Annotated in this window: 19 protein-coding genes and 1 tRNA gene; 11 read left to right on the top strand and 9 right to left on the bottom strand. The window is 67.3% G+C overall.

Annotation, left to right across the window (positions count from 1 at the left end):
- Nucleotides 1-21: 21 nt before the first annotated feature.
- The 5 genes from ACODRV_RS03235 to ACODRV_RS03255 form a co-directional block, all read right to left on the bottom strand.
- A complete protein-coding gene (locus ACODRV_RS03235; protein ID WP_141626182.1) occupies nucleotides 22-327 on the bottom strand; it encodes a helix-turn-helix domain-containing protein in 306 nt (101 codons plus the stop codon).
- A complete protein-coding gene (locus ACODRV_RS03240; protein WP_141628240.1) occupies nucleotides 324-653 on the bottom strand; it encodes a type II toxin-antitoxin system RelE/ParE family toxin in 330 nt (109 codons plus the stop codon). The genes ACODRV_RS03235 and ACODRV_RS03240 overlap by 4 nt, the downstream gene beginning before the upstream one ends.
- Nucleotides 654-718: 65 nt before the next feature.
- Nucleotides 719-3,055: a GH92 family glycosyl hydrolase gene (locus ACODRV_RS03245; RefSeq protein WP_141626183.1), complete on the bottom strand. Its 2,337-nt coding sequence runs from the start codon at nucleotides 3,053-3,055 to the stop codon at nucleotides 719-721.
- Nucleotides 3,056-3,124: 69 nt separating this feature from the next.
- Nucleotides 3,125-3,673 carry a DUF4334 domain-containing protein gene (locus ACODRV_RS03250; RefSeq protein WP_488907396.1) on the bottom strand — a complete coding sequence of 183 codons (549 nt, stop codon included), beginning with the start codon at nucleotides 3,671-3,673 and terminating at the stop codon, nucleotides 3,125-3,127.
- A gap of 77 nt (nucleotides 3,674-3,750) precedes the next feature.
- Entirely contained in the window at nucleotides 3,751-4,362 is a 612-nt protein-coding gene (locus ACODRV_RS03255) for a TetR/AcrR family transcriptional regulator (protein WP_141626184.1), read from the bottom strand.
- A 59-nt stretch (nucleotides 4,363-4,421) separates the two neighbouring features.
- Here ACODRV_RS03255 and ACODRV_RS03260 point away from each other — a divergent pair, with 59 nt between their 5' ends.
- Genes ACODRV_RS03260 through ACODRV_RS03270 form a run of 3 tightly spaced genes read left to right on the top strand, consistent with a single transcriptional unit; the run spans nucleotide 4,422 to nucleotide 7,395 of the window.
- Nucleotides 4,422-5,219: a Coq4 family protein gene (locus ACODRV_RS03260; protein ID WP_240811746.1), complete on the top strand. Its 798-nt coding sequence runs from the start codon at nucleotides 4,422-4,424 to the stop codon at nucleotides 5,217-5,219.
- On the top strand, nucleotides 5,219-5,644 hold the full coding sequence (locus tag ACODRV_RS03265; RefSeq protein ID WP_141626185.1) for a DUF2147 domain-containing protein: 426 nt from the start codon (nucleotides 5,219-5,221) through the stop codon (nucleotides 5,642-5,644). The genes ACODRV_RS03260 and ACODRV_RS03265 overlap by 1 nt, the downstream gene beginning before the upstream one ends.
- Entirely contained in the window at nucleotides 5,611-7,395 is a 1,785-nt protein-coding gene (locus ACODRV_RS03270) for an AMP-binding protein (RefSeq protein ID WP_488907397.1), read from the top strand. Before ACODRV_RS03265 ends, ACODRV_RS03270 begins: the two co-directional genes overlap by 34 nt.
- Before the next feature lie 14 nt (nucleotides 7,396-7,409).
- Here ACODRV_RS03270 and ACODRV_RS03275 read toward each other — a convergent pair whose 3' ends face one another.
- Nucleotides 7,410-9,086 carry an FAD-binding dehydrogenase gene (locus tag ACODRV_RS03275; RefSeq protein ID WP_488907398.1) on the bottom strand — a complete coding sequence of 559 codons (1,677 nt, stop codon included), beginning with the start codon at nucleotides 9,084-9,086 and terminating at the stop codon, nucleotides 7,410-7,412.
- 215 nt (nucleotides 9,087-9,301) lie between these two features.
- Between ACODRV_RS03275 and ACODRV_RS03280 the strand changes: the two genes are divergently transcribed.
- The 3 genes from ACODRV_RS03280 to ACODRV_RS03290 all read left to right on the top strand — a co-directional run bounded on the left by ACODRV_RS03280 (nucleotide 9,302) and on the right by ACODRV_RS03290 (nucleotide 15,225).
- Nucleotides 9,302-12,301: a TonB-dependent receptor gene (locus ACODRV_RS03280; RefSeq protein ID WP_488907399.1), complete on the top strand. Its 3,000-nt coding sequence runs from the start codon at nucleotides 9,302-9,304 to the stop codon at nucleotides 12,299-12,301.
- A 187-nt stretch (nucleotides 12,302-12,488) separates the two neighbouring features.
- Nucleotides 12,489-12,968, top strand: coding sequence for a hypothetical protein (locus ACODRV_RS03285; protein WP_141626189.1), 480 nt, complete (start codon nucleotides 12,489-12,491; stop codon nucleotides 12,966-12,968).
- Between the two features lie 88 nt (nucleotides 12,969-13,056).
- Nucleotides 13,057-15,225: a TonB-dependent receptor gene (locus tag ACODRV_RS03290; protein WP_488907400.1), complete on the top strand. Its 2,169-nt coding sequence runs from the start codon at nucleotides 13,057-13,059 to the stop codon at nucleotides 15,223-15,225.
- Between the two features lie 199 nt (nucleotides 15,226-15,424).
- Here ACODRV_RS03290 and ACODRV_RS03295 read toward each other — a convergent pair.
- Nucleotides 15,425-15,500: transfer RNA gene (locus ACODRV_RS03295), tRNA-Lys, on the bottom strand.
- 176 nt (nucleotides 15,501-15,676) lie between these two features.
- Here ACODRV_RS03295 and ACODRV_RS03300 point away from each other — a divergent pair.
- Both ACODRV_RS03300 and ACODRV_RS03305 read left to right on the top strand, forming a co-directional pair.
- Nucleotides 15,677-17,092 (top strand): amino acid permease, encoded by a 1,416-nt coding sequence (locus ACODRV_RS03300; RefSeq protein WP_488907401.1) that lies wholly within the window; start codon nucleotides 15,677-15,679, stop codon nucleotides 17,090-17,092.
- Nucleotides 17,092-17,445, top strand: coding sequence for an Hpt domain-containing protein (locus ACODRV_RS03305; protein ID WP_141626192.1), 354 nt, complete (start codon nucleotides 17,092-17,094; stop codon nucleotides 17,443-17,445). The genes ACODRV_RS03300 and ACODRV_RS03305 overlap by 1 nt, the downstream gene beginning before the upstream one ends.
- Nucleotides 17,446-17,507: 62 nt before the next feature.
- Here ACODRV_RS03305 and ACODRV_RS03310 read toward each other — a convergent pair whose 3' ends face one another.
- Nucleotides 17,508-17,864 carry a chorismate mutase gene (locus tag ACODRV_RS03310; RefSeq protein WP_488907402.1) on the bottom strand — a complete coding sequence of 119 codons (357 nt, stop codon included), beginning with the start codon at nucleotides 17,862-17,864 and terminating at the stop codon, nucleotides 17,508-17,510.
- The gene (locus tag ACODRV_RS03315) at nucleotides 17,836-18,660 is read right to left on the bottom strand and encodes a ferredoxin--NADP reductase (RefSeq protein WP_141626194.1); all 825 of its coding nucleotides are present in this window, start codon (nucleotides 18,658-18,660) and stop codon (nucleotides 17,836-17,838) included. Before ACODRV_RS03315 ends, ACODRV_RS03310 begins: the two co-directional genes overlap by 29 nt.
- A gap of 610 nt (nucleotides 18,661-19,270) precedes the next feature.
- Between ACODRV_RS03315 and ACODRV_RS03320 the strand changes: the two genes are divergently transcribed.
- From ACODRV_RS03320 to ACODRV_RS03330, 3 genes are all read left to right on the top strand, one after another.
- On the top strand, nucleotides 19,271-21,541 hold the full coding sequence (locus ACODRV_RS03320; protein WP_488907403.1) for a S9 family peptidase: 2,271 nt from the start codon (nucleotides 19,271-19,273) through the stop codon (nucleotides 21,539-21,541).
- Between the two features lie 196 nt (nucleotides 21,542-21,737).
- Nucleotides 21,738-23,321 carry an amidase gene (locus ACODRV_RS03325; protein ID WP_488907448.1) on the top strand — a complete coding sequence of 528 codons (1,584 nt, stop codon included), beginning with the start codon at nucleotides 21,738-21,740 and terminating at the stop codon, nucleotides 23,319-23,321.
- Between the two features lie 215 nt (nucleotides 23,322-23,536).
- Nucleotides 23,537-23,986 (top strand): low affinity iron permease family protein, encoded by a 450-nt coding sequence (locus tag ACODRV_RS03330; protein ID WP_488907404.1) that lies wholly within the window; start codon nucleotides 23,537-23,539, stop codon nucleotides 23,984-23,986.
- Nucleotides 23,987-24,024: the final 38 nt, after the last annotated feature.

The raw sequence follows: 24,024 nt of genomic DNA on the forward strand, positions 1-24,024 counted from the left end.
CCGCGCGTCTCGTCCGGCTCGTCAGGCGGGGTCCAGCGCCCTGTCAACTGCTCCCGGGTCATTTTCGATCACGGCCAGGAGGACGCGGGCTGCGGGGTCGGGTTTACGACGGTCCTGTTCCCAGCCCTCCACGGTTCGAGCCGGAATGCCGAACCGGGCCTCAAATTCCTTGGGGCTCTTCGCAACGGACTTGCGGATGGCTTTGATCCGTTCGGGTGACATGGGGTCGATATGACGTGACGCCAGCGTGACCTCGCCCTTGCGGTGGGCGATGGCTTCCCGGAGAGCAGCCTCGATCTCCAGACCTGTAGCGGTGCGCTTGGTCACTTGAGCAACTCCTTGATCAGAGCCTTGAACATCTTGAGCTCGTCGGCCGACAAGTCGTCCTTGTCGACTTTGGGGTAGGCGGTCAGCAGATAGGCCTGATCTTCGCCTATCAGCACATAGTAGATCGTTCTGCCGCCGCCGCTCTTTCCAGCCGCGCCGTAGGCAAAGCGCATTTTTCGAAGACCGCCTGAGCCCTTGATGAGGTCGCCAGTCTCCGGATTAGCGGCGATCATGGGCTCGATGGCATCCAGATCGGCCTGTGAAGCCCCGAGCTTCGCCAGCCGTTTCAGCCCCTTCTCGTAACTTTTGGTTCGAAAGAAATCCATGATCAATATACGCCCTTGACGTATTTGGGATCAATCATTTTGTGCGTCATTGACGCATTTTGTCCCTAGCCTCCATACTCCGTCATCGCATACGGCCGTTCCGCCGCCGTGGTCCCCCAGACGAGGTTCGGCTCCGTCCCCATCACGAAGTGCAGCGTGCCGCCGGCCTGAATCTCGTCGTGGCCGATCCAGGTGCGGTTCAGCGGACGACCGTTCAGGGTGACCGACTGGACGTAGAGGTTCTCGTCCGCCAGTCCCTCGGTGGAGATGATGAAGCGATTGCCATTGGGCAGGTTCAGCACCGCGCGATCCACGAACGGGCGGCCGATCACATACTGACCCGAGGCGGGGGTGACCGGATAGAAGCCCAGCGCCGTGAACATCAGCCAGGCCGACATCTGGCCGACGTCGTCATTGCCCGCCAGACCCGCCGGACCGGCGTGATACTGGGTGTCCATGATCTGCTTCAGCCGCGCCTGCGTGCGCCAGGGGGCGCCGGCGAAGACGTAGGCATAGGCCGAGTGATGGCTGGGCTCGTTGCCGTGGATGTACTGGCCGATCAGACCCGCGATGTCCTCGGCGTGGGAGTAGTCCAGCCCGGTGTTGTCGTAGTCGAACATGGCGTCGAGCTTGGCGACGGTCGCTTCGTCGCCCCCCATGGCGGTGACCAGCGCGGCCATGTCCTGCGGCACGAACCATGAGTACTGCCAGGCGTTGCCCTCGGTATAGTCCGAGCCGTAGTTGATGGCGGTCGGGTCGAAGGGCGTGCGGAAGGTCCCGTCGGCCAGACGGGCCCGGACGAAGCCGGTCTCCGGGTCGAAGGTGTTGCGCCAGAAGCCCGCGCGGCGGTCGAAGACGGCCTGCACGTCGGAGCGACCCAGCCGCTGGGCCATGCGGGCGATGGTCCAGTCGTCGTAGGCGTATTCGACAGTCTTGGACGCGGCCTCGGGCTCGCGGTCGATCGGCACCCAGCCGAGGTCCATATAGTCGCCCAGACCGCCGTAGGGACGGTAGGTGGCGCTGGCGGTCATGGCGTTCAGCGCGGCCTCGCCGTCGATGCCCTGCACGCCCTTCAGATACGCATCCGCGATGACCGGGACGGCGTGGTAGCCGATCATGGTCCAGGTCTCCTGACCCGCGAAGGACCAGACCGGCAGGATGCCGTAGGGGCTGACCTGCTGGGCCGCGATCAGGGAGTTGACCATGTCCGCGTTGCGGCTGTCGGGCTGGACGAGCGTCAGCAGCGGGTGCTGGGCGCGGAAGGTGTCCCATAGGCTGAAGGTCGAGTGGACGGTGAAGTCCGACTGGTGGACGGCATTGTCGGGCCCGCGCCAGCGGCCGTCCACGTCGCCGTGCACCGAGGGCGCGATCAGCGAGTGATACAGGGCGGTGTAGAGACTGGTCCGCATCTCCTCGGGCGCCTCGATCTCGACCGCCTGCAGCGCGTCGGACCATGCGTTGCGACTGGCGGCGCGGACGGCGTCGAAATCAAAGGCGCCGCCTTCGGACTCCAGATTGCGGAGAGCGCCGGCCTCATCGACCGAGGAGACGGCGACCTTGACCATCAGGGGGCCGGTGATCTGGCCGAAGTCGAAGGCGGCCTCGAGCTGGCGGCCCTGCACCTGCGCGCGGTCCGTCATATCGCGGCCCGGCTGACGGAAGCCGCGATACGGAACCTCTGTGTCGCGATCCTGAAGCTGGTAGCCGACCAGCGGCTTGGAGAAGCGCATGGCGAAATAGAGCTGGCGGCCGGGCGCCCAGCCGCGCGTTTCGCGGAAGCCGGTGACGGCGCCGTCCGGATGCACCCGGATGCGCGACCACAGCACCTTGCCCGGGTAGTCATAGATGGACGGACGGAAGTCCAGCAGGATCCGGGCGGGCTGGGACCGGGGGAAGCTGTAGCGATGCAGGCCCACGCGAACGCCGGCGGTGAGTTCGGCGCGCACGCCCGAGTCGGTCAGGCTGACGGCGTAATAGCCGGGCTCGGCCCGTTCGGAGGCCTTGTTGTAGCGGGAGCGATAGCCCGAACCCGGCTGGGCCGGATCGCCCGCATCCCAGCGCACCTCACCCGAGATCGGGGTGATCAGGACGTCGCCCAGATCCGAATGGCCGGTGCCGGAGAAATGGGTGTGGGAGAAGCCGAGGATGGTCGGGTCGTCATAGCGATAGCCCGCGGCCCAGTCGTAGGACTGGCGGAAGGGGCGGAAGTCGGTGTCGGGGCTGAGCTGCACCATGCCGAAGGGGGCGACGGCGCCGGGGAAGGTGTGCCCCTTGCCCGCCGTGCCGATGAAGGGATCGACGGCTTCGTAGGGCGTGGGCGGGGCAGGGGGCGCTTCCTGCGCCGTGGCGCAACCGCCCAGCGCGAGGGTCGCGAACACAGCCGTCAGTCCGAGATGCCGCATATGGGAAAGCCTCCACCCGTGAACGGCACGGAAACTAGGCAGGTTGGCCGCCGGAGGGAAGGCGGTGGGCTATCCGGCGTCGCGGATTTCGGGCGCGCGGGTCAGCAGGAAGAAGAAGGGGGCGGGCATGTCCCGATAGTCCATCAGTCCCATGACCCGGTTCTGGTCCACCCGACGGAAGTGATCGATGATCGGCAGGCCGTCGTAGATCATCGCCGCCGAGACTTTTGAGCCCCACTGGGCGAGGCGAAGGCGAGCGCCGGGGCGGTGCGTGGACAGCAGCGGCAAGAGGACGGCGACCGCCTGTCGGGCGGCGGCGGCGCGCGCGAGCCGCGGCGGCCGCAGGATGAGGCTGTAGGGGATGCGGGCCGCGGCCACGGACAGGGTTCCGGAGCCGTGACGGAACAGCAGGGGATCAACCGTGTCGGGATCGCGGAACCGTTTGCCCCGCCACCCATGGTATTCGAGCAAACCGTCGAGGGGATGGCCGCTGGGCAGTCCCGCGCCGTCCCACGTCCCCTGCAGCGCCTCCACCGGACTCGCGGGCAGGTGATCAAAGACCGCACCGGCGGTCTCTGGTCTTACGCCCTGTTTCAGCCAGGCGTCCAACGCGTCCAAGCCGGTCTCCCTGTTTACGCCCGGTATCCAACGCCAGCGGGAGGAAGACGATCCTGACCGTCCGGGCGGGCGAGCGGTCAGACGGCGTCGGGCTTCAAAAGGAAATGAGGCAGCAGGCCCGCTATGATCTGGCGGCCGGATTCGTCGTCCTGATCCAGCATTTTGCGCAGCGGGGGGCCGATCAGGGCTTCGCCGAACGCGCTGACGGCGATGAAAAGCACCGCCGCCGGAATGCGGGTATGGGCCTGACCGTCGGGATCGCCGAGCTTTTCCCGCACCGCGTCCACCAGATTGGTCACGGCGTCGCGCACCGGATCGAGGTGTGACAGGTCGCCCCGAAGAACGATCCAGGCGGCCAGCTTCGCGGCGCCGCCCCTGTCGAAGGCGTCGAAGACGGCGTTGATCAGCTCCAGCGGAGCGCCCTCGTCCGTCCGAAGCCGGGCGATCGCCGCATCGAGCGCCTGGGCCAGGTCGGACACCATCGACCCCATAAGGGCCGATTGCAGGCCGGCGGCGGAGCCGAAGTGATGGATGAGGTTGGCGTGGCTCATGCCGAGGTCGTCCGCGACGGCCTTGAGCGTCACTGCGTCAGGACCGCCGTCCAGCAGGCGTCGCCGCGCGAAGACCAGGGCTTCGGAGCGGGCTTCATCAGGCGTGCGCCGCCGACGTCCAGAGGCTACTATTGACATCTATGTAAGTTACATCCATGTAGATAGCGATGGTTAAGCTCAGCCCCCGGAGAGAGCAAGTGACAGCCGAATTGTTGGTCGATATGGCGGACCTTCGCCGCCCCGGTCATCCGGCGACGCGGGCGTCCACGCGGCTGAAGCCGCGTCGCGTCGAGCCGCTGCGCGCGCTCAAGGCCTTGAGACGTCTGATCGCCGACAAGGAGGACACCACCCAGGTGTTCGAGATCATGAACGCTCTGGCCGGCGGTTCGCTGCGCCGGGGCTACCAGAGGCTCCTGGAGGATTCCGAGGGCGCCCGGCAGGCCTTCCTGATGGGGGAGCTGGCGGATCGACTGCAGGACCGCGAGTGGCTGGAGACCTTGCCCGCGGACAGCGTCGGGGCGGCGTACCTGGCCTTCATCGACGAGCGTAACCTGTCCGCCTATGGTCTGGCCGACGAAAGCCGCAAGGTGGCCGATACCGAGATCGAGGCGGCGCATCCGCATGCCTGGTACGCGAGACGCCTGCGTGATGTGCACGACATCTGGCATGTCCTGACCGGTTACCGCACCGATGCCCTGGGCGAGGCCTGCGTGGTCGCCTTCTCCCTGCCGCAGACGCGCAGCCCGGGGTTCGGGTTGATCGCGGCGGGGGTGGCGATCCAGTTCGCCCGGGCGCGCACGGGGCATCCCTGCGCCCGGTCCGTGCTGGAGGCGTTCGGACGAGGACGACGCGCGGCCTGGTTGCCCGCGCTTGATTATGAGGCCCTGCTGGCCGAACCGCTGGTCGCCGCGCGGACGCGGCTGGGGCTGGCGGGGGCGACGCTCTATGATCGGGTGCCGCCCGAGTTCCGTAACGCCTACCACGGGGCCGCCTGATGCGAGCGGTTCTGCTGGCCGGCCTCGTTCTCTTCGCCGTTCCGTCCGCGGCCGCGGCGCAGGAGGCGTCAGTCCTCGGGCGTTGGCGCACGCCGGCCGAGGGCGGGGTGGTTGAAATTCACCGGTGCGGCGCCGCCCTGTGCGGACGGCTGGTGGACGCCGCCCCTCTGCGTCGGAATGCGGATCAGCGGGATGTCCGCAACCGGGACGCCGCCTTGCGGAACAGGCCTCTGCGCGGGGTGCTCGTGTTGAGAAATTTCACCGGCGGTCCGGACGAGTGGCGCGGCGGTCCCCTGTATGATCCCAACAGCGGCCAGACCGCCGAGCGCGGCACGCTGACCCTGACGGCGCCGGACAGGCTGGCCGTGCGGGGCTGCATCGCGCGGGTTCTGTGCCGGACGCAGACCTGGCGGCGGGCGGACTAGGGCCGGCGCGGGTGGACGGAGCGACCGAGGGCGACGATGCGCTGTGGGCGCGACGCTTCTGGACAGACCATTATCGGGCGGACGTGCCCGTCTGCATCCTGGAAGAGTTGTCACGACAGCCTCGCCTTGACGATCTCTTCGCGGCCGATGCGCAGCGGTTCAGCGAGCGGACCGGCTTCGTCAGCCTGGGCAGCGGCCTGACCTACGGCAGGGCCCTGGCCGAAGCGCGCGCCTTCGCCGGCTGGCTGCAGTCCATCGGGGTGGAACCCGGCGCCCGCGTGGCGCTGATGATGCCCAACTGCCTGCAGTATCCGGTCGCCCTGTTCGGGGTGCTGATGGCCGGCGCGGTCGTGGTCAACGTCAACCCGCTCTATACCGCCCGCGAACTGCGTCACCAGCTGGCGGACAGCGGCGCCTGCGTGGTCGTCGCGGCGCGCCTGTTCGCCGGGACGCTGGCGGAGGGGGTGGCGGGAACGGACGTGCGCCGGGTCGTGCTGACGGGTCTGGGCGATCTGATGCCGGCGCCCAGGCGATGGCTGGTGAACGCCCTCGGCGGTCGCGCCGCCTCCGCGCGATGGACCGGCCCGGTCGCGGCTGAACCGTGGCGGCGGGTGCTGGCCCGGGGTCGGGCCGCCGGCTATCGCCGGGCGCCGCGCGAGGCGGATGATCTGGCCTTCCTGCAATACACGGGCGGAACGTCGGGGACGGCCAAGGGCGCCATGCTGAGCCACCGCAACGTCGTGGCCAATGTGCTGCAGGGGCGCGCATGGGTGATGCGGCAAATCCCGCCGGAGACGGCGGTGAGCAATGTGACCCTGCTGCCGCTTTACCATATTTTCTCACTGACGGCGAACCTGCTGATGTTCACGGGCGTGGGCGGTCGCAATGTGCTCATCGCCAATCCGAGGGATGCGCGACTGGTCAACCTGATCCTGGCGCGCGAGCGCTTCGCTGGTCTGGCCGGGCTCAACACCCTGTTCGCGGGACTGCTGGCGACCCCGGCGTTTCGCCGACGGGATTTTTCGGATCTGAAGCTCACCATCGCCGGAGGCATGGCCACCCAAAGCGCTGTCGCCCGGGCGTGGGAGGCCGTCACCGGGGCGCCACTGGTGGAGGGATACGGGCTGACGGAATGTTCGCCCATCGTCTGCATCGGCCACGTCGATCTGGACCGGCCGGACTCGATGGGGTTCGACGGAACGGTCGGACGGCCGGTTCCGTCCACCGAGGTCCGCATGCGTCGCGCCGACGGAAGCTGGTGCGGCGTGGAAGAGCCGGGCGAGCTTTGCGTGCGCGGTCCTCAGGTCATGACGGGATACTGGAACCGACCGCAGGATACGGCGGCGATCCTGTCCGGCGACGGCTGGCTCGGAACCGGGGACGTGGGGGTCATGCTGGCCGACGGGCGGGTCCGGCTGGTGGATCGGTTAAAGGACATGATCCTGGTGTCCGGGTTCAACGTCTATCCCAGTGAGATTGAAGACGTCGTCGCCGCGCATCCCCTGGTGGCGGAGGTGGCGGCGCTCGGCCTGCCGGATCCGGTGCAGGGTGAGCGTGTGAAGATCGTGGTCGTGCCGCGATGCGAGACCCTGACCGAGGCGGAGCTGCTACGCCACTGCCGCGCCCATCTGACCGCCTACAAGACGCCGAGAGTGGTGGAGTTTCGATCAGAGCCCTTGCCGCGCAGCGCGGTGGGCAAGCTGTTGCGTCGCGATCTGGCCGTCAGTGCTGAGCGTTCAGACGGCGACTGATCGATGCACCGCGCCTAAAGATCGACGCTCATGGCTCGGCCGGCGGCGCGCCCGGTGAAGATGCATCCGCCAAGGAAAGAGCCTTCCAGCGCATTGTAGCCATGGGCGCCGCCGCCGCCGAAGCCGGCCGCTTCACCGGCGGCGTAAAGACCCTCGAACACAGAGCCGTCGGGGCGCAGAACACGGCTGTCGAGGTCTGTTTGCAGACCACCGAGGCTCTTGCGCGTCAGAATGCGAAGACGGACGCCGATCAGGGGACCGGCGGCGTGATCCAGCAGGCGATGAGGGCGGGCGACCCGCGCGAGGCGGTCGCCAAGATAGCGCCGCGCATCATGGATGGCCCGCACCTGAACGTCCTTGGAGAAGGGGTTTGAGAATTGACTGTCGCGGGCCTCGACCTGACGACGCACCAGCGCCGGGTCCAGCAGGGGCTGGGCGGTCAGGGCGTTCATGCGTTCGACAAGGGTGTCCAGATCGTCGGCGACCACGAAGTCCTCGCCCTGGCGCTTGAAGGCCTCTACCTCCGGCGTCGCGCCCGGGGCCAGCCGGGTTCGCAGAACCTCCAGCCAGCGGCTTGACGTGAGGTCGGCGTTCTGCTCGGAGCCGGAAAGGGCGAATTCCTTTTCCAGAATGGCCTGGGTGAGGATGAACCAGGAATGGTCGTAGCCAGCCAGGTCCGGCGTGGTGCGCAGATGCCGAAGGGTCGACAGGGTGTCGAACCCGGGCAAGGCCGGGGCGGGGAGGCGGCGGCCAAGGGCGTCCAGCCAGAGCGCCGACGGGCCGGGCAGCACACGGATCGCGTGGCGCGGCCAGACCGGGTTCCAGTTCTTCAGGCCCTCGACGTAGCACCACAGGCGATCCTGGTTCACGACACGCGCGCCCGTGTCCGCGGCGATGTCCAGCATCCTGCCGTCGACATGGGCGGGCACACCGGTAAGCATGTCGCGAGGGGGACGCCCCAAACGATCCGGCCAGTGGCGACGAACCCGCGCGTGGTCGCCGCCGATACCGCCCGTCGCCAGCAGAACAACCGGAGCCGAGAGATTGAATGCGCCGGTGACGCGCCTGTTGGTGGGGGCGCCCCTCGGCGCGGCGTCCGGCGCGAGGCGAACGCCCTCTACACCCGTAACGCGCCCGGCCTCGATCGTCAGGGTGTCGACGCGGCAGCGATGGTGAAAGGTCAACAGACCGCGCGTCTCGGCCTCGCGCGCCCGCGCGACGAGCGGCGCGGTCACGCCGGTCCCTGTACCCCAGGCGACGTGGAAGCGAGGGACGGAGTTGCCGTGACCGTCGGCGCGGCCATCGCCTCGTTCAGCCCACCCCACCATAGGGGTCAGACGTATGCCGCGGCTCCGAAGCCAGCGGCGCTTCTCGCCGGCGGCGAACTCCACATAGGCGCGGCCCCAGCGAACAGCCCAGACGTCATCGGCCAGCGCCCCGCCGAGGCGGTCCCAGCCCGCGCTTCCCGACCAGTCGGACCAGGCCAGGTCGAACGAGTCACGGACGCCAAGCCGTCGCTGCTCCGGGCTGTCGACGAGGAACAGTCCGCCGAAGGACCACCAGGCCTGACCGCCGAGGTTGGCCGGAGTCTCCTGGTCGACGAGGGCGACCCTGCGTCCCGCCGTGGTCAGCTCATCGGCCGCGACGAGGCCTGCCAGACCTCCGCCCACGATGATCGCATCCCGCTCCATGAGAACGCCCCGCTCGCTGGTCAAAATTAACACCAATGTCAGTAGCGAGGGTGTCGGTTTCGCCGACATTAATGTCAATAGATATTGACATGATCGTCAGTAGTGCGAAGCTGGTCGCAACTGCCGGTGGTCCCGTCCCACCGAGCGGCGAAACATGAGGCGGGAGGAAACGACATCAGCGCCGTTGGGGAACGGCGCGCCTTGGGAGGGATCTGATGGCTTCACAGGCCTGTATTCGCGCGCGTCTGGCGCTGACCGTGTCCGCCGTCGCCCTGGTGTTCGGGGCAGGCCAGGCTCTGGCCCAGTCCGCCCCCCAGCCCGCAACGCCGCAGGATGATGCAACTGCAACGGTCATCGACGATGTGATCGTCACGGCCCAGAAGCGGGAGCAGTCCGTTCAGGATGTGCCCATCGCGGTGACGGCCCTGACGTCCGAGGTGCTGGATTCGCTACGCATCGAGGGCGGCTCGGAGCTGTTGCGGGCGGTGCCGAACGTCAGCTTCTCGAAATCAAACTTCAGCATGTATAATTTCTCGATCCGCGGGATCGGGACCAAGGCCGTGTCAGCCTCCAGCGACCCGGCGGTCGCTGTCAGCTTCAACAACACGCCGCTGATCCGGAACCGGCTGTTCGAGCAGGAATACCTGGACGTTGATCGGGTCGAGGTGCTGCGGGGACCGCAGGGCACTCTCTATGGCCGCAACGCCACCGGCGGCGTGGTCAACATGTTCCCGAATCTGCCGGTCGGGCGCCATGAGGCCTTTGTGCTTGGGGAGGCCGGCAACTACGGCTCCCTGCGCGGACAGGCGATGCTCAATATTCCGCTGGGCGACACCTTCGCCGTCCGCGCGGCCGGTTCGTTCACCCAGCGCGACGGCTTCGATTACAACAGTTTCAACGATACCCACGTCAACGACCGGGATCTGTGGTCGACCCGGTTGTCCGCAGCCTGGACGCCGACGGACAATTTCCGCGCCAACCTGATCTGGGAGCATTTCGAGGAAGACGACAACCGGTCGCGCACGGGCAAGCAGCTTTGCACCCGCGATCCGGGGCCCGCGACGCTCGGGTCGGTGAACGTGCCCGCCGGTCTGATCCGCAACCAGCTCAGCCAGGGCTGTATGCCGGGCTCGCTCTATGACGACGCCGCGTTCGGCGCCCCCAACGGCGGGTCTCTGGCCTACATCCGCTTCGCCAGCTCCAATATCGGCCTGGGCTGGAACTCGGCGACCAATCCCCGGGTCCGGGTGTATCCGATACCGCTGGGCACGGACCCCTATGAGGGGGTCACCCAGTCCCGCGATCTGCGGGAGATCGCGACCAGCTACGATCCGGTGTTCCGGGCCGCCAATGACGTGGTTCAACTGAATATGTCGCTGGATCTGGGCGACACGCTGACCTTCCATTCGCAGACGGCGTGGTCAGCGGACGACTACTACGCCTCCCAGGACTATGCGCGGTACGTCTCGAACCCGATCTTCGTGGACTCCTCCAACCTGTTCAACACGGCGCGCCAGCCGATCACCTCGCCGATCTCGCCGGGCGGCGTGTTCACGGACCCGCAACTGGGAGCGTCAAACCGCATGCTGTCCGTGGACATGAGCCGCTCGGACAACAGGCAGTGGTACCAGGAGTTTCGCCTCCAGTCGGACATGGACGGACTGTTCAACTTCAGCGTCGGCGCCAACTATCTCGATTTCAAATCGCAGGACGACTACTTCGTCTTCAACAACGTCTTCACCCTGATCGCGCAGTACTGGTACAATCAGGACCTCACGACAGCGAACACCGGGCTGCGGCCGTTGGTCTGCGACGCCAGCGTCGCTCGCGAATGCGTCTATGTGGACCCGAACCCGCTCGACGCGCTCGGCGAGGACGGCCACAACTATTTCCGCAGCAAGAACCAGGTGCACACCCGGTCATGGGCCGTCTTCGGGGAGGGCTACTGGCAACTGGCGCCCGAACTGCGTTTGACGGCCGGGCTGCGCTACACCGTCGATCGCAAGGTCACCACCCCCTATCCCAGCCAGTTGCTGATGGGGGCGGAGCTGAACGGGACGCCTGGCTCGTCCTCCGGCGGGTACGTCCGCCAGGACTATCCGGCCCTGCCGGACGTTGAGCAGGAATGGGATGCCGTCACCGGTCGGCTCGTGGTCGACTGGTCGCCCGATCTCTCGTTCACCAATGACACCCTGATCTATGCGTCGTTGTCCCGCGGCTACAAGGGCGGAGGCACCAACCCGCCGCGGATGGAGATCAATCCCACGGTCGTTCAGTACCAGCCGTTGGCCGGCACCTTCGAGCCGGAATATGTCACGGCGATCGAGATCGGGGCCAAGAATACCCTCCTGGACGGCACGCTGCGGCTGAACACGACGGCCTTCTTCTACGACTACGAAGACTATCAGGTCTCCCAGATCGTGGACCGCATCTCCCTGAACGAGAATTTCGACGCCCGGATCTGGGGGGTGGAGATCGAAGCGCTGTGGCGGCCGGTCGAGCGTTTGCAACTGGACGCCAATTTCGGCTGGCTGAACACCCGGCTGGCCGACGGCTCGCAGTCCATCGATGTGATGGATCGGACCCAGGGCAATGCCGACTGGACGGTGCTGCGGCCCTGGATCCAGGTGCCGTCCAACTGCATCGCCCCGACGCGTTATGTGGAAGCGATCCTTAACCGGTATGTGTCGCCGACGGACCAGACCCAACTGGCGCTGAGCGCCCTGTGCGCGGGATCCAGCCGGTTCGGCACCTTCGACCCGTCCTTCCCGTCCACCATTCCTTTCTACAGCCTGTACGGGTTCACCTATAATCCGCTGCTGGAGGCCCCCAACGGCGGGCGTGGATTCATGGCGGACGTGGGCGGCAACGAACTGCCCAACTCTCCGAACTGGACGCTGAACCTGGGCGTTCAGTACACCTTCGCCCTGCAGCAATGGGACCTGACCGTTCGCGGGGACTACTACCGCCAGGGTGAGAGCTGGGCGCGGATCTACAACACTGAATATGATCGGCTGAAGGGGTGGGACAACGCCAACCTCTCCGTGTCGCTGTCCCATCCGGACGGGTTCACGATCGAGGCCTACGTCAAGAACGTCTTCGACGAGACGCCGATCACAGACGCCTTCACCAACAGCGATGACACCGGACTGACGACCAATGTCTTCACCCTCGACCCGCGCCTGATCGCGGTGCGGTTCAGCCGGAGATTCTGAGGCCTGCCGATCCGTTCGCAGGTTTTTTGACACAGGGGTTTGAACGACCGGCGAGTCCGGCCTCAAGATCGGCTGCGCCCAAATCAAGTCACTGAAATTAAACAATTAATTGGGTTGACTCTTCGCGTTGTTGGCAACTTTATGTAGGCGCTCCAACGAGGGGCTCACGTAAAACGGGAGGACTACCATGATCCGGAAACTCGCCTTCACCGCCGCCGCCCTCGCCAGCCTGACGATGGCGTCGCCGACCTTCGCCCAGACCTTCTCGCCCAGCTCGGGCGCGCTGTCGGGCTCCGGGAATGTCGATCTGCAGCAGACCGCGACCCTGAACTGCGACGTCGATGTCGATGTCGCTTCGATGGGGTCGACCAGCGCCACCATCACCACCCGCGATATCTACGCCGGCGACTTCCTGTGCTTCGTCGTCGCGCCCTACGGCACCTGGAATCTGGCCGTGGTGCCGGGCTACACGGACCGTATCGCCCTGACGATCGGCGCCAACACCATCGCCAACAAGCCGTGCTACGACACCATCATCGTGGCCTGGAGCAATGCCACCAAGGAGATCACGTTCAACAACGACGTGCTCGATCCGGTGACGCCCGGCGATCCGGTTTGCACCATCCTGAGCGGTGCGATCTCCATCCCGGGCCTGACTATCCTCTGAGCGAGTGAAGTTTCACTCCCCGATCCCGCAGACTTGCCGGGCGCCTCGTGCGCCCGGCATTTTCCTGCGTGCGGCGAGGGGCCGAGGATTGGCGGGGCTCCTGCTGGCAAGCGCAGGCGTCGGGTTGGCGAGCGGCGGCGCGGCGAAGGCGGAGCCGGAGGGCCGTGCCGGCCCGCCACAGGCGCACCCCCGGGCCGTCGCGGACCCGCATTCCCGCAACGTCACGGTGCTGGAGGAGGTGATCGTCGAAGGGCGGCGCGGTGCGACGGAGTTCACACCCGAGCGCGAGTTCGACGCCGAAGAGATCGATCGCCTGGGGGCGTGGAACATCGGCGAGGTCATCGCCCGGCTGGGGGAAACGCTGGGCCCGGACGAACCGCCGGTGGTCATCATCAACGGGCGGCGGATTCTTGATCCCCGGAACTTCACGGGATTCCCGGCGGAAGCCCTGTCCCGTATCGAACTTCTGCCGCCCGAGGCCGCCGCGCGCTATGGCGAGGATCCGGGCCGACGGGTGCTCAATGTGGTTCTCGTTCCCGAGTTTCACAGTCGGGACGGCATGGCGGCGGGCTGGCGGCCGACGGCCGGGGGCGCTTCCGGGGTGAACCTCGATCTGCGCCGGTCCTCGATCCAGGAGGACGACACGCGTCAGTATGGGCTGCAGGCCGGACGCGACACCGCCCTGCAGGCGGCGGAGCGCGCCGGCACAACGTCGGACGGGAACAGGACCCTGCGGCCTGAAACCCGCAACATGACCGTCAATCTTGCTGGGACCGGCACGGTCGAAGCTTGGGCCGTATCGCTCAACGGGACGCTTTCGGGCCGTCGGGAGCGCTTTGACGTGGCTTTGGACGGCGTCACGTCCCCGCTCGAGCAAAGCGCGGAGACCCTGGCCCTGAACGCCAGCGTAGGCGGGGAGGCGGGCGGCTGGACCGTGAGGGCAGGGCTGGACGGGCTGCTGGCGGAGACCCGGCAGTCCGGGGCTGCGCCTCTCGACGCGACGACCACGGGGCTGGCGGCTCACGTCACGGCCGATCGCCGGGTATTCGCCTTGCCGGCCGGGCCCGCGACCCTCACCCTTTCCGGGCGATGGAACCGGACCGAAACCCGGACCGAGACGCCGGAGGGAGCGCAGGAACGGTCCGCCGGGGGGCTAGACGTTCGCGCCGGACTGGGCCTGCCCCTGTCCCGCGCCGCCCGACGCGGGCGCGGAGGGACGACCGGGTCTCTCGGTGACGCCGCGCTGACCCTGGGCGGACGTCTGCGTGATGCGAACGCCTCGGATCTGGAGGGAGGGTTGAACGCCGCTCTCAGTTGGTCGCCCGTGAGAGGTGCTCGCTTCACCGCCCAGTGGGCGGGGTCCACGGACAGCCCGTCGGATGAGCAGCGGCTGGCGCCCGTTGTGTTCGGGGCGCCGCAGACCGTGTTCGATCTGCAGGCCGGGGAGGCCGTGGACATCGTCCCTGTGCTGGGCGGCAATCCGGACCTGCGCAATCAGAGGCAGGATCGTCTTGCCGCGTCGATGACGCTCGGCCCGTTCACGCCGTGGCGTCTGCAAGGCAATCTTTCGTGGGTCAGGCAGGACACGCGTGACGCCATCGGCGCCGTGCCGGCGCTTTCACCCGCGGCCGAGGCGGCCTTCCCGGACCGGTTCATCCGCGACGGCGCCGGGCGGCTCGTTCGCATCGACCAACGCCCGATCAATCTGGACCGGGTGCAGACCGAGACCCTGTCCTGGACGCTGAACATGACCGTGCCGCTGGGCGAGGGGAGAGGGGACGCCCTTCAACTGGGCGTCGGACAAAGCCGCCGACTGGTGGATCGCGTCGTTCTGCGGGCCGACTACCCGCTTCTGAATCGCCTTGACGGGGACGGTGGAAGCGGCGTCGCCGATCAGCTGAGCCTTCGGGCTGATGTTCGGCTCGGGCCGTGGACCACCAATCTGGAGGCGCGACGACGGGAGCCGACGCGCGTGCGACGGATGGTCGGGCAGGATGGGCCGGATGATCTCCGACTGGACGCCTTCAATACGGTCGATCTGAAGGTCGGCTACCGGCTGGAGCGGCTCAGCACGACAATGGACGAGGGGCCGGCGCGACAGGATCCGGGTCTGCGCCTAGAACTCGAGGTCACCAACCTGTTCGACACCCGGCAGACGGCTCGGCTCGGTGACGGCCGTTCCGCTCCGGGGTACGGCCGGGATGTCACGGACCCGCTTGGACGCACGGTCCGGGTGACGCTTCGAAGTCGCTTCTAGGGACAGACCCCGCCATCGGTCCGACCGGGGCTGAAGCCGGCCGACCTGTAGCAGCTCAGGGGGCGCGCTGGTGGAAAGCCTCCAGCGCCGCACAGGCGGCGTGGGGGCGGCTTCCGGTCTTTCGGGCCCCGGGGCTCATGACAAAGGGCTGTCGCCGGAGCGACAGAACCTTCAAGTCATCGGAAGTAAAGGGAAACGATGGTGGGTGATCACAGGTTCGAACTGTGGACCCGCTGATTAAGAGTCAGCTGCTCTACCAACTGAGCTAATCACCCGAACTCATCGTCTTCACGCTGACAATCGGTGGGGACCGCGTCGGCGAGGGGGGGGAGATAGAGGCTCGCTTCGCAGAACGCAAGCGGCTTTTGCGTGTCCGTATCGGTTTGTCGCAGGAGCGGTTAGGTTCGCTGCGGAATCAGCCGCCGGGGAGCGGCGCAGGGGAGACGCAGATATGGCCTTCTGGAACCGCCGCCGCTCGATTGACGCGATGCTGGCGCCGCATGACGGGCCCGCGCTGAAGAAGACGCTGGGCTGGCCGCACCTGATGGCGCTGGGCGTCGGGGCCATCGTCGGCACGGGCATCCTGACCCTGATCGGCGTGGGCGCCGGACTGGCGGGCCCGGCTGTCCTGATCAGCTTCGCGCTGGCGGGTCTGGTCTGCGCCTGCGCGGCCTTGGCCTATGCGGAACTGGCGACCATCATGCCCGCCTCGGGCAGCGCCTATACCTACTCCTATGCCGCGATGGGCGAGATCTTCGCCTGGATCGTGGGGTGGAGCCTGATCCTCGAATACTCGCTGGTGGTCTCGGCCGTGGCCGTGGGCTGGTCGGGCTATGCTGTGCCCTTCCTCGCCGGATGGGGGATCGATCTGCCGACGGCCCTGACGGTCGGGCCGCACGTCGCGGGCGGACTGATCAACCTGCCGGCGGTCTTCATTATCGCTGTGGTGACCGGCCTGCTGTTGCTGGGCACCCGCGAGAGCGCGACGCTCAACGCCATTCTGGTGGTCATCAAGATCGCGGCGCTCGTGGCCTTCGTGGCCATCGCCTTGCCGAAGTTCGACACGGCCCACTTCAGCCCCTTCATGCCCAACGGGTTCGGCGCGCCCTTCGTGCAGACCGGAGTCATGGCGGCGGCGGCGATCATCTTCTTCGCCTTTTACGGCTTTGACGCCATCGCCACGGCGGCGGAGGAGACCAAGAAGCCGGAACGCGACCTCGCCATCGGCATCGTCGGTTCGATGGTGATCTGCACCGTGCTGTACATCGCCGTCGCGGCCGCCGCGATCGGCGCGGCCCCGGTGGCCTCGTTCGCCGACAGCCCTGAGCCGCTGGCCCACATCATGCGCGGGCTGGGGCAGGGCGTGGCGGCCCAATGGATCGCCGCCGCCGCCGTGGTGGCTCTCCCGACCGTGCTGCTGGCCTTCCTGTTCGGCCAGAGCCGCATCTTCCTGGGCATGTCGCGCGACGGCCTGCTGCCGAGCCGTCTGGCGAAGATCTCGAACCGGGGCGTGCCGGTGGTGGTGACGGTCTTCACCGCCATCGTCGTGGCCTTCCTGGCGGGGATCATGCGGCTGGACGAACTGGCCTCGCTGGCCAACGCCGGCACGCTGATGGCCTTCATGGCCGTGGGCGTAAGCCTGATCGTGCTGCGTATCCGTGAGCCGAACCGTGTGCGGAAGTTCAAGGCCCCGCTGTGGTGGCTGGTCGGCGGTATCGCCATCGTCGGCTGCATCACCTTCTTCCTGAGCCTGAAGGGTTCGACCCAGCTATACTTCCTCGGCTGGAACGGGCTGGGCCTGGTGATCTACCTCGTCTGGTCGTCGCGGAACTCGCGGCTGGCCAAGGGTGAGGAGGCCGAGGGCTGATGGCGCGTCGGGACCTGTCGGGGGCGGTCGACTTCTCCGTTCTGGAGCGGATGACCGGCGGCGAGGACGCGATCACCGACGAGGTCCTGGGCCTGTTCGGCCAGCAGGCGGCCCTGTGGTCGCCGATGCTGGATATCCGTGAGGAAGGCTGGCGCGACGCCGTGCACACGATCCGGGGCGCGGCCTCGGGCATCGGGGCGGATGCGCTGGCGCAGGCCTGCCGGACGGCGGAGGCGGCGCAGAAGGCCGAAGCGCCGCCGTTGCTGGACCGGGTCAGGGATCAGCTGGAGATCGCCCTGAGCGACGTGGCGGCGTACCGGCATGAGATCATGCTGCGGAGCCTGAGGGGGTAACTGCCGCCGGCGCCCCTCCACCACGCTACGCGCGGTCCCCCTCCCCCAAGGGGGAGGAACGCTTACGTCCGTGTCTTGTCCCAGACGCTGAACTCGTGGGCGATGCAGCGGTCCACGAGGGTGCGCCAGACCGGCTCGGCGATGTCGGCCGAGAGGCCGGCGGGTCCGGCGGCGGCGAGCACCTTGGCGACCACATCCTCGATGCGGGCGTCGTCATGGACGACGTCGCGGCTGGGCTTGATACGCGCGGCGGCGTGCATGTAGCGCTGGCGCTCGGCCAGCAGGGTGACGAGCGCGCGGTCCAGAGCGTCGACGCCGTGGCGGACCTCGGCCATGGTCAGGCAGTCTTCCGGGGCGACGCGGGCGTCGATGGGGACGATCACGGGGGACTCAGCCGACAAAGGCGCGCTCCAGAACATAGTCGCCGGGCTCGGCGTTCGAGCCCTCTTTCAGGCCGTAGGTTTCGAGCAGTTCGCCCGTTTCCTTGATCATGGCCATCGAGCCGCACAGCATGACGCGGTCGGTGTTGGGCGAGAAGCCGATTGGCAGTTGCAGGTCGGCGAAGACGTCGCCGGACTTGATGCGGTCGGTGATCCGACCCGGCGTTTCGAACTTCTCGCGGGTGACGGTCGGGTAGTAGACCAGCTGGGCCTTCGCCTCATCGCCGACCAGCGGGTCCTCGTGGATGCCGTGGGTGAAGAAGTCGCGGTAGGCCAGGTCGGCCACATTGCGGACGGTGTGGCAGACGATGACCTGACCGAAGCGGCTGTAGGTGTCCGGGTCGCGGGCGACGCTGAGCCAGGGCGCGAGCCCCGTGCCGGTGCCGATCAGCCAGAGGCGCTCGCCCCCGGTCAGGGCGTCCAGCACCAGGGTTCCGGTCGGCTTCTTGCCCATCAGGACGGTGTCGCCCGGCTGGATCTTCTGCAGGCGCGAGGTCAGGGGACCGTCGGGCACCTTGATGGAGAAGAACTCCAGCTCCTCGTCCCAGTGCGGGGAAGCGATGGAGTAGGCCCGCAGGACGGGCTTTCCCGCCATTCCGTCCTTGGCCTCGCCGGGCAGGCCGATCATCACGAACTCGCCCGAACGGAAGCGGAAATCCTCCGGACGGCGGATGCGGAAGCTGAACAGCTGATCGGTCCAGTGGTGGACGGTCAGAACCTCAAGCTCATGGAAGGGCGAGGCCTTGGCGGGGGGAGGGGCGACGGCGTCGGTCATTGCCGCGCTTATTACGGCGCGCCGCGCCGGGGGGGAAGGGCGGCGGTGTCGCGCCGTCGGAGCGAAATGTGCACTCGGAAAAAAATGGAGTGCACATCGTGCACTTTTTCCCGTGAGGCGGGGTGTGCGGGGGCGGCTCAACCGGTGGCGAGGGCGTTGGGCGCGACCCGAGGGGCTGGCGACAAGGTGGTCCAGCGGGATTTCTTGTGTGGCGGGCGTTTATCGTAGGCTCAACCCGGAGGGAGCAACCACGGACCGCGATGTCAAAGACCGGCGTGCAGTCTGGCATGCCGATGCGTCGTTTTTGGACGTGTGTGTGAATTCCCTCTCCCGATGGGAGAGGGATTGAGCGCACGGCGGCGTAGCCGTCGTCCTTGCGCGAAAGGGTGAGGGTCGGCTGGTTCAGTCGGCGTGAGCCGCTGCGCAGGACAGGGATGCGGCTTACGCCGAATGCTGACCATAGCCCCTCACCCTTTCGGCTGGCGCATCGCTGCGCTCTGCGAGCCTCAAGCCCTCTCCCGCCGGGAGAGGGTTGGAATGTTGGGGGTGACGGGAGCGGATTCCGTCTCTAGCGTCCGGGTCCGGTTCAAAAATCCATCGTCGGGCGTTCATGCGTAATATCCTGCTGGCCTCCACCCTGCTTGTGGCGACGCTGTCGCCGTTTACCGCCGCGATGGCCCAGCAGGCGTCCGCGCCCGCCGAGGCGCCGGCCCAGAGCGCGATCCTGACGCCGGAGCGGGTGTTCGCGAACCCGTCGCTGGCCGGGCCGGTGGCCAAGGGCGTCAGCCTCTCGCCGGACGGCGAACTGGTCGCCTTCCTGCGCTCGCGCGAGGACGACGCCGATGTGCAGGACCTGTGGGCCGCGCCGACCGGCGAGGGCGAGCCGTTCAAGCTGATCGACGCGCGGGCGCTGGTCCCCGACGCGGGCGAACTGTCGGAAGCCGAGAAGGCCCGTCGCGAGCGCATGCGCATCAGCGCGCGCGGCGTGGTCGAATATTCGTGGGACGAGCAGGGGCGCTACATCCTGGCGCCGCTGGAAGGCGACATCTTCCTGGCGACGCGGGCTGACGGTTCGGTGCGCCGCCTGACCGAGACCGAGGCGGACGAGATCGACGCCAAGGTCTCGCCGAAGGGCAATTTCGTCTCGTACGTCCGGGATCAGGATCTGGTCGTCTATGATCTGAGCACCAACACCGAGACGGCGATCACCGCCGACGGCGACGGGCTGAAGACCTGGGCGACGGCCGAGTTCATCGCGCAGGAAGAACTGGATCGCGACACCGGCTACTGGTGGAGCCCGACCGAGCGCTATATCGCCCTGCAACATACAGACGAGAGCACGGTCGACATCATTCCGCGTCTGGACATCACCGGCGGCGGGGCGACGACAGTGGAGCAGCGCTATCCGCGCGCGGGTCGTCCGAACGCGGTGGTCGAACTGTATGTGCACGACCGCCAGACCGGGAACCGGATCAAGGTCGATCTGGGCCCGAACACCGACATCTATCTGGCGCGGGTGAACTGGTCGTCGGACGGCAGCGTGCTGTACGTCCAGCGCCTGTCGCGGGACCAGAAGACGCTGGACCTGCTGAGCGTCGATCCGGCCACGGGCGCGTCGCGCGTGATCGTCAGCCAGACGTCAAACGCCTGGGTGCCGCTGAGCCACGACTTCCGCGCGCTGGAAAACGGCGACTTCATCTGGTCGACGGAAGAGACCGGCTGGAAGCATCTGTATCTGTACAACCGCGACGGCCGCCGCCTGCGGGCGATCACCCGGGGTGAGTATCCGGTCAAGGGTCTGGCGGGCGTGAACCAGCGCACGGGCGAGGTCTTCTTCACCGCCTCGATGCGGGACGGACGCGAACTGCCGATCGAGCAGCAGCTGTTCCGCGCGAGCCTGCGCCGGACGGTGACGCCGGTGGCGATCACCTCTGCCGGGGGCTGGTGGGGCGCGTCGATGAACCGGACGGGCACGGCCTTCGTCGGCACCTACACCGACCTGAACACGCCGTCGCAATCGGCCCTGTATCGCGCTGATGGAACGCGCATCCGCTGGATCGAGGAGAACCGTCTGGAGCCGGGGCATCCGGCCTATCCGTTCGCGTCGCGCCGGGGCGAGGTGACCTTCGGCACGCTGGAAAGCCATGGCGAGACCCTGGTCTGGCAGATGACGACGCCGCCCGGTTTCGACCCGACGAAAACCTATCCGGTGGTCATGCAGGTGTATGGCGGACCGTCGGGCGGCGGGGTGAAACGCGGCTGGCAGTCGTCAACCAATCAACTGTTGACCGAGGCCGGATACATCGTCTTCCGCCTCGACAACCGGGGAGAGGGCGACCGCTCGGCTGCGTTCAAGCAGGCCCTGTATCTGAAGATGGGACAGCCTGAGATCGAGGATCAGGTCCTGGCGGCTGACTATCTGAGATCATTGCCTTTTGTGGACGATGCCCGCATCGCCATGATGGGCTGGTCCTACGGCGGCTTCATGACCCTGATGGCGGCGACGGAGCCGCGGATGGGGCTGGCCGGGGCGCTGGCGGGCGCGCCGCCGACGGAATGGGGCCTGTACGATACGGCCTATACCGAGCGCTACATGTCGACGCCGGAGCTGAACGTCGAAGGCTATGCCGCCTCGGACGTCATTCCGCGCCTGCCGAACCTGACCGGGCGGCTGCTGCTGATGCACGGCATGGCCGATGACAATGTGATCCTCGAGAACTCGACGCGGGTGATCAACGCCCTGCAGCAGAACAGCCAGCCGTTCGAGCTGATGCTGTACCCGGGACAGCGTCACGGGGTGCGCGGCAACGAGCGCCAGTTGCAACAGTGGCGGACGTATCTGGACTTCCTGGACCGGACCATCGGGACGCGGTCGCATTGATGATCGCCCCTTCCCCTCGAGGGGGAAGGGGTGGGGGGATGGGGTGATGGCAGTGATGATCCAGATATTGCGCGCGTGGCTCGGCCTTCGGTTGGACGGAGCCTTTGGTGATCCATCCGGACGCAGACTGCCTCCACCCCTCCCAACCCTCCCCCTCGAGGGGAGGGCTTTGGCGGGGGCGGCCGCGGCGCTGGTGATGCTGGCGGCGGGGACGGCGCTGGCGCAAAGCCGCGAGCCGCCGCTTATCATAGTGACCGCTAAGGACTTCGATCCAGCTAACTTCCGGCCGTACCAACAGGGCGCCATCAACGAAGCAGACCCGCTACCACAATCGCTGAGTCTCCCGGAGGCTCGAGCCTACATCGACGCCAATAGTGGCACTGGCCTCGTATATCGTTTGACGGAACGGGTAGAACAGGCGGCGCAATACAACAGCGTTGTCGCGATGAACGGCGATGCGCTGGATATAGCTGCTGCCCAGGATCACACCGAGCATGTGTTCACGCCGCTACTCTGGCAGATCCCAGTCCTGTTGAAGGACAACATCGACGCGGTAGAATTCCATACGACGGCGGGGTCGCTGGCGCTGGCGGAGAATGCGCCGGGCCGGGACGCGCCGCTGGTGACACGTCTGCGCGACGCCGGGGCGATCATCCTCGGCAAGACCAATCTGTCCGAATGGGCCAACATCCGTTCGTCGAACTCGATCAGCGGGTGGAGCGCGGTCGGGGGGCAGACGCGCAATCCCTACGACCCGGAGCGGACCCCGTGCGGGTCGTCGTCGGGCAGCGCGGTGGCGGTGGCGATCGGGCTGGCGCCGGCGGCGATCGGAACGGAGACGGACGGGTCGATCACCTGTCCGGCCTCGGTGAACGGGATCGTCGGATTCAAGCCGACCGTCGGGCTGGTGTCGCGCACCCATATCGTGCCGATCAGCCATTCGCAGGACACCGCAGGCCCGATGACGACCACGGTCGAGGATGCGGCTCGCATTCTGACCGTGATCGCGGGGAGCGACCCGCTGGATGCGGCGACGGCCGAGGCGGATGCGCGCAAGGTGGACTATCGCGCGGCGCTGGACGCCGGGTCCCTGCGCGGGGCGCGGATCGGGGTGCTGCGCTATCTGCTGCCGTCCTATTCGGAGGAGACGCGCGAGGTGTTCGAGCGGTCGTTGCAGGTCATGCGCGACGGCGGGGCCGAGATCGTGGACATCACCGAGCCGCCCGCCGACTGGCGCAATCTGGGGACCTGGGAGCTGCAGGTCCTGATGACCGAGCTGAAGGTCGATCTGAACGCCTATCTGGCCTCGACAGACCCGGAGCAGGTGAAGACCCGGACGCTGGCCGATGTGATCGCCTTCAACGCCGCCGAGCCGCGCGAGACGGTGCTGTTCGGACAGGAGCTGTTCCTGCGCGCCGAGGCGACGACGGGACTGGAAGACCCGGTCTATGTACACGCCCGCGAAAGCTCGCTGCGGGCCGCGGGTCCCGACGGGATCGACCGGATGATGGCGGACCACAATGTCGTGGCCCTGATCGCGCCGACCACCTCGCGCGCCTGGACCAACGACCGCGAGGACGATGACGACATGCAGGGTTCGGCCAGCCGTCTGGCGGCCATCGCCGGCTATCCGCACCTGACCGTGCCCATGGGCCTTGACCGGGGCATGCCGGTGGGGCTGAGCATCATGGCCGGCAAGTGGGAGGACGCGAAGGTCCTGTCGCTGGGCTATGCGTTCGAGCAGCTGACGCAGGCGCGGCGGGTGCCGGAGGGGCGGTAGGCTCCACGGGCGGCGGGGGAATGCCGGTTGGCGGCGGTGCGGGGGAAGTGATTGGTGATTGGTGGGTGGCCGCTGAACCGCCCGTGGGCCATGGCCCGCTGGCCGCGATGCCGTGAACCACCAATCACCAGTCACCAATCACCTCTCCCGGCGCCTTCCCGGCCGCAGCGCGCCCGGTCGAAGCAACCTTCACCGTTCCACGAGGTTTCGCCGTCATGGAAAAGCTGTTCATCCGGTTCGCGACCCTGACGGCGAAGATCGCGGGCAAGCCGTGGACGTTTCTGGGCTGCTGCGGGATCGTGGTGCTGTGGGCGCTGTCGGGGCCGGTGTTCCGGTTCAACGAGACCTGGCAGCTGGTGATCAACACCGGCACGACCATCATCACCTTTCTGATGGTGTTTCTGATCCAGAACACCCAGAACCGCGACGGGGCGGCCATGCAGGCCAAGCTGGATGAGCTGCTGTACGCGGTGAAAAAGGCCGACGCGCGCTTCATCGGCATCGAACACCTGACCGACGAGGAGCTGGACGCCATCCTGAAGGACGTCGAGGCGCGGGGACGGGCGGTGCACGGGGGCAAGCCTGCCGGGCCGATCAGGGGGCGGCCCGGGAAGCGCGTCGAGGACCTCAAGGCCGCGAGCAGCAAGGTCAGCAAGCCCGCTTGATCCGGCGGCGCCGCCTTAATTCGCGTCTGAAACGAAAC

The organism is Brevundimonas sp. FG8 (assembly GCF_057808845.1).

Bases quoted from the DNA above. Each gene is read 5' to 3' on its own strand.
- ACODRV_RS03240 (WP_141628240.1), bottom strand. From the start codon at position 653: ATGGATTTCTTTCGAACCAAAAGTTACGAGAAGGGGCTGAAACGGCTG.
- ACODRV_RS03245 (WP_141626183.1), bottom strand. From the start codon at position 3,055: ATGCGGCATCTCGGACTGACGGCTGTGTTCGCGACCCTCGCGCTGGGC.
- ACODRV_RS03255 (WP_141626184.1), bottom strand. From the start codon at position 4,362: ATGTCAATAGTAGCCTCTGGACGTCGGCGGCGCACGCCTGATGAAGCC.
- ACODRV_RS03265 (WP_141626185.1), top strand. From the start codon at position 5,219: ATGCGAGCGGTTCTGCTGGCCGGCCTCGTTCTCTTCGCCGTTCCGTCC.
- ACODRV_RS03275 (WP_488907398.1), bottom strand. From the start codon at position 9,086: ATGGAGCGGGATGCGATCATCGTGGGCGGAGGTCTGGCAGGCCTCGTC.
- ACODRV_RS03280 (WP_488907399.1), top strand. From the start codon at position 9,302: ATGGCTTCACAGGCCTGTATTCGCGCGCGTCTGGCGCTGACCGTGTCC.
- ACODRV_RS03285 (WP_141626189.1), top strand. From the start codon at position 12,489: ATGATCCGGAAACTCGCCTTCACCGCCGCCGCCCTCGCCAGCCTGACG.
- ACODRV_RS03300 (WP_488907401.1), top strand. From the start codon at position 15,677: ATGGCCTTCTGGAACCGCCGCCGCTCGATTGACGCGATGCTGGCGCCG.
- ACODRV_RS03305 (WP_141626192.1), top strand. From the start codon at position 17,092: ATGGCGCGTCGGGACCTGTCGGGGGCGGTCGACTTCTCCGTTCTGGAG.
- ACODRV_RS03310 (WP_488907402.1), bottom strand. From the start codon at position 17,864: ATGTTCTGGAGCGCGCCTTTGTCGGCTGAGTCCCCCGTGATCGTCCCC.
- ACODRV_RS03315 (WP_141626194.1), bottom strand. From the start codon at position 18,660: ATGACCGACGCCGTCGCCCCTCCCCCCGCCAAGGCCTCGCCCTTCCAT.
- ACODRV_RS03320 (WP_488907403.1), top strand. From the start codon at position 19,271: ATGCGTAATATCCTGCTGGCCTCCACCCTGCTTGTGGCGACGCTGTCG.
- ACODRV_RS03325 (WP_488907448.1), top strand. From the start codon at position 21,738: ATGCTGGCGGCGGGGACGGCGCTGGCGCAAAGCCGCGAGCCGCCGCTT.
- ACODRV_RS03330 (WP_488907404.1), top strand. From the start codon at position 23,537: ATGGAAAAGCTGTTCATCCGGTTCGCGACCCTGACGGCGAAGATCGCG.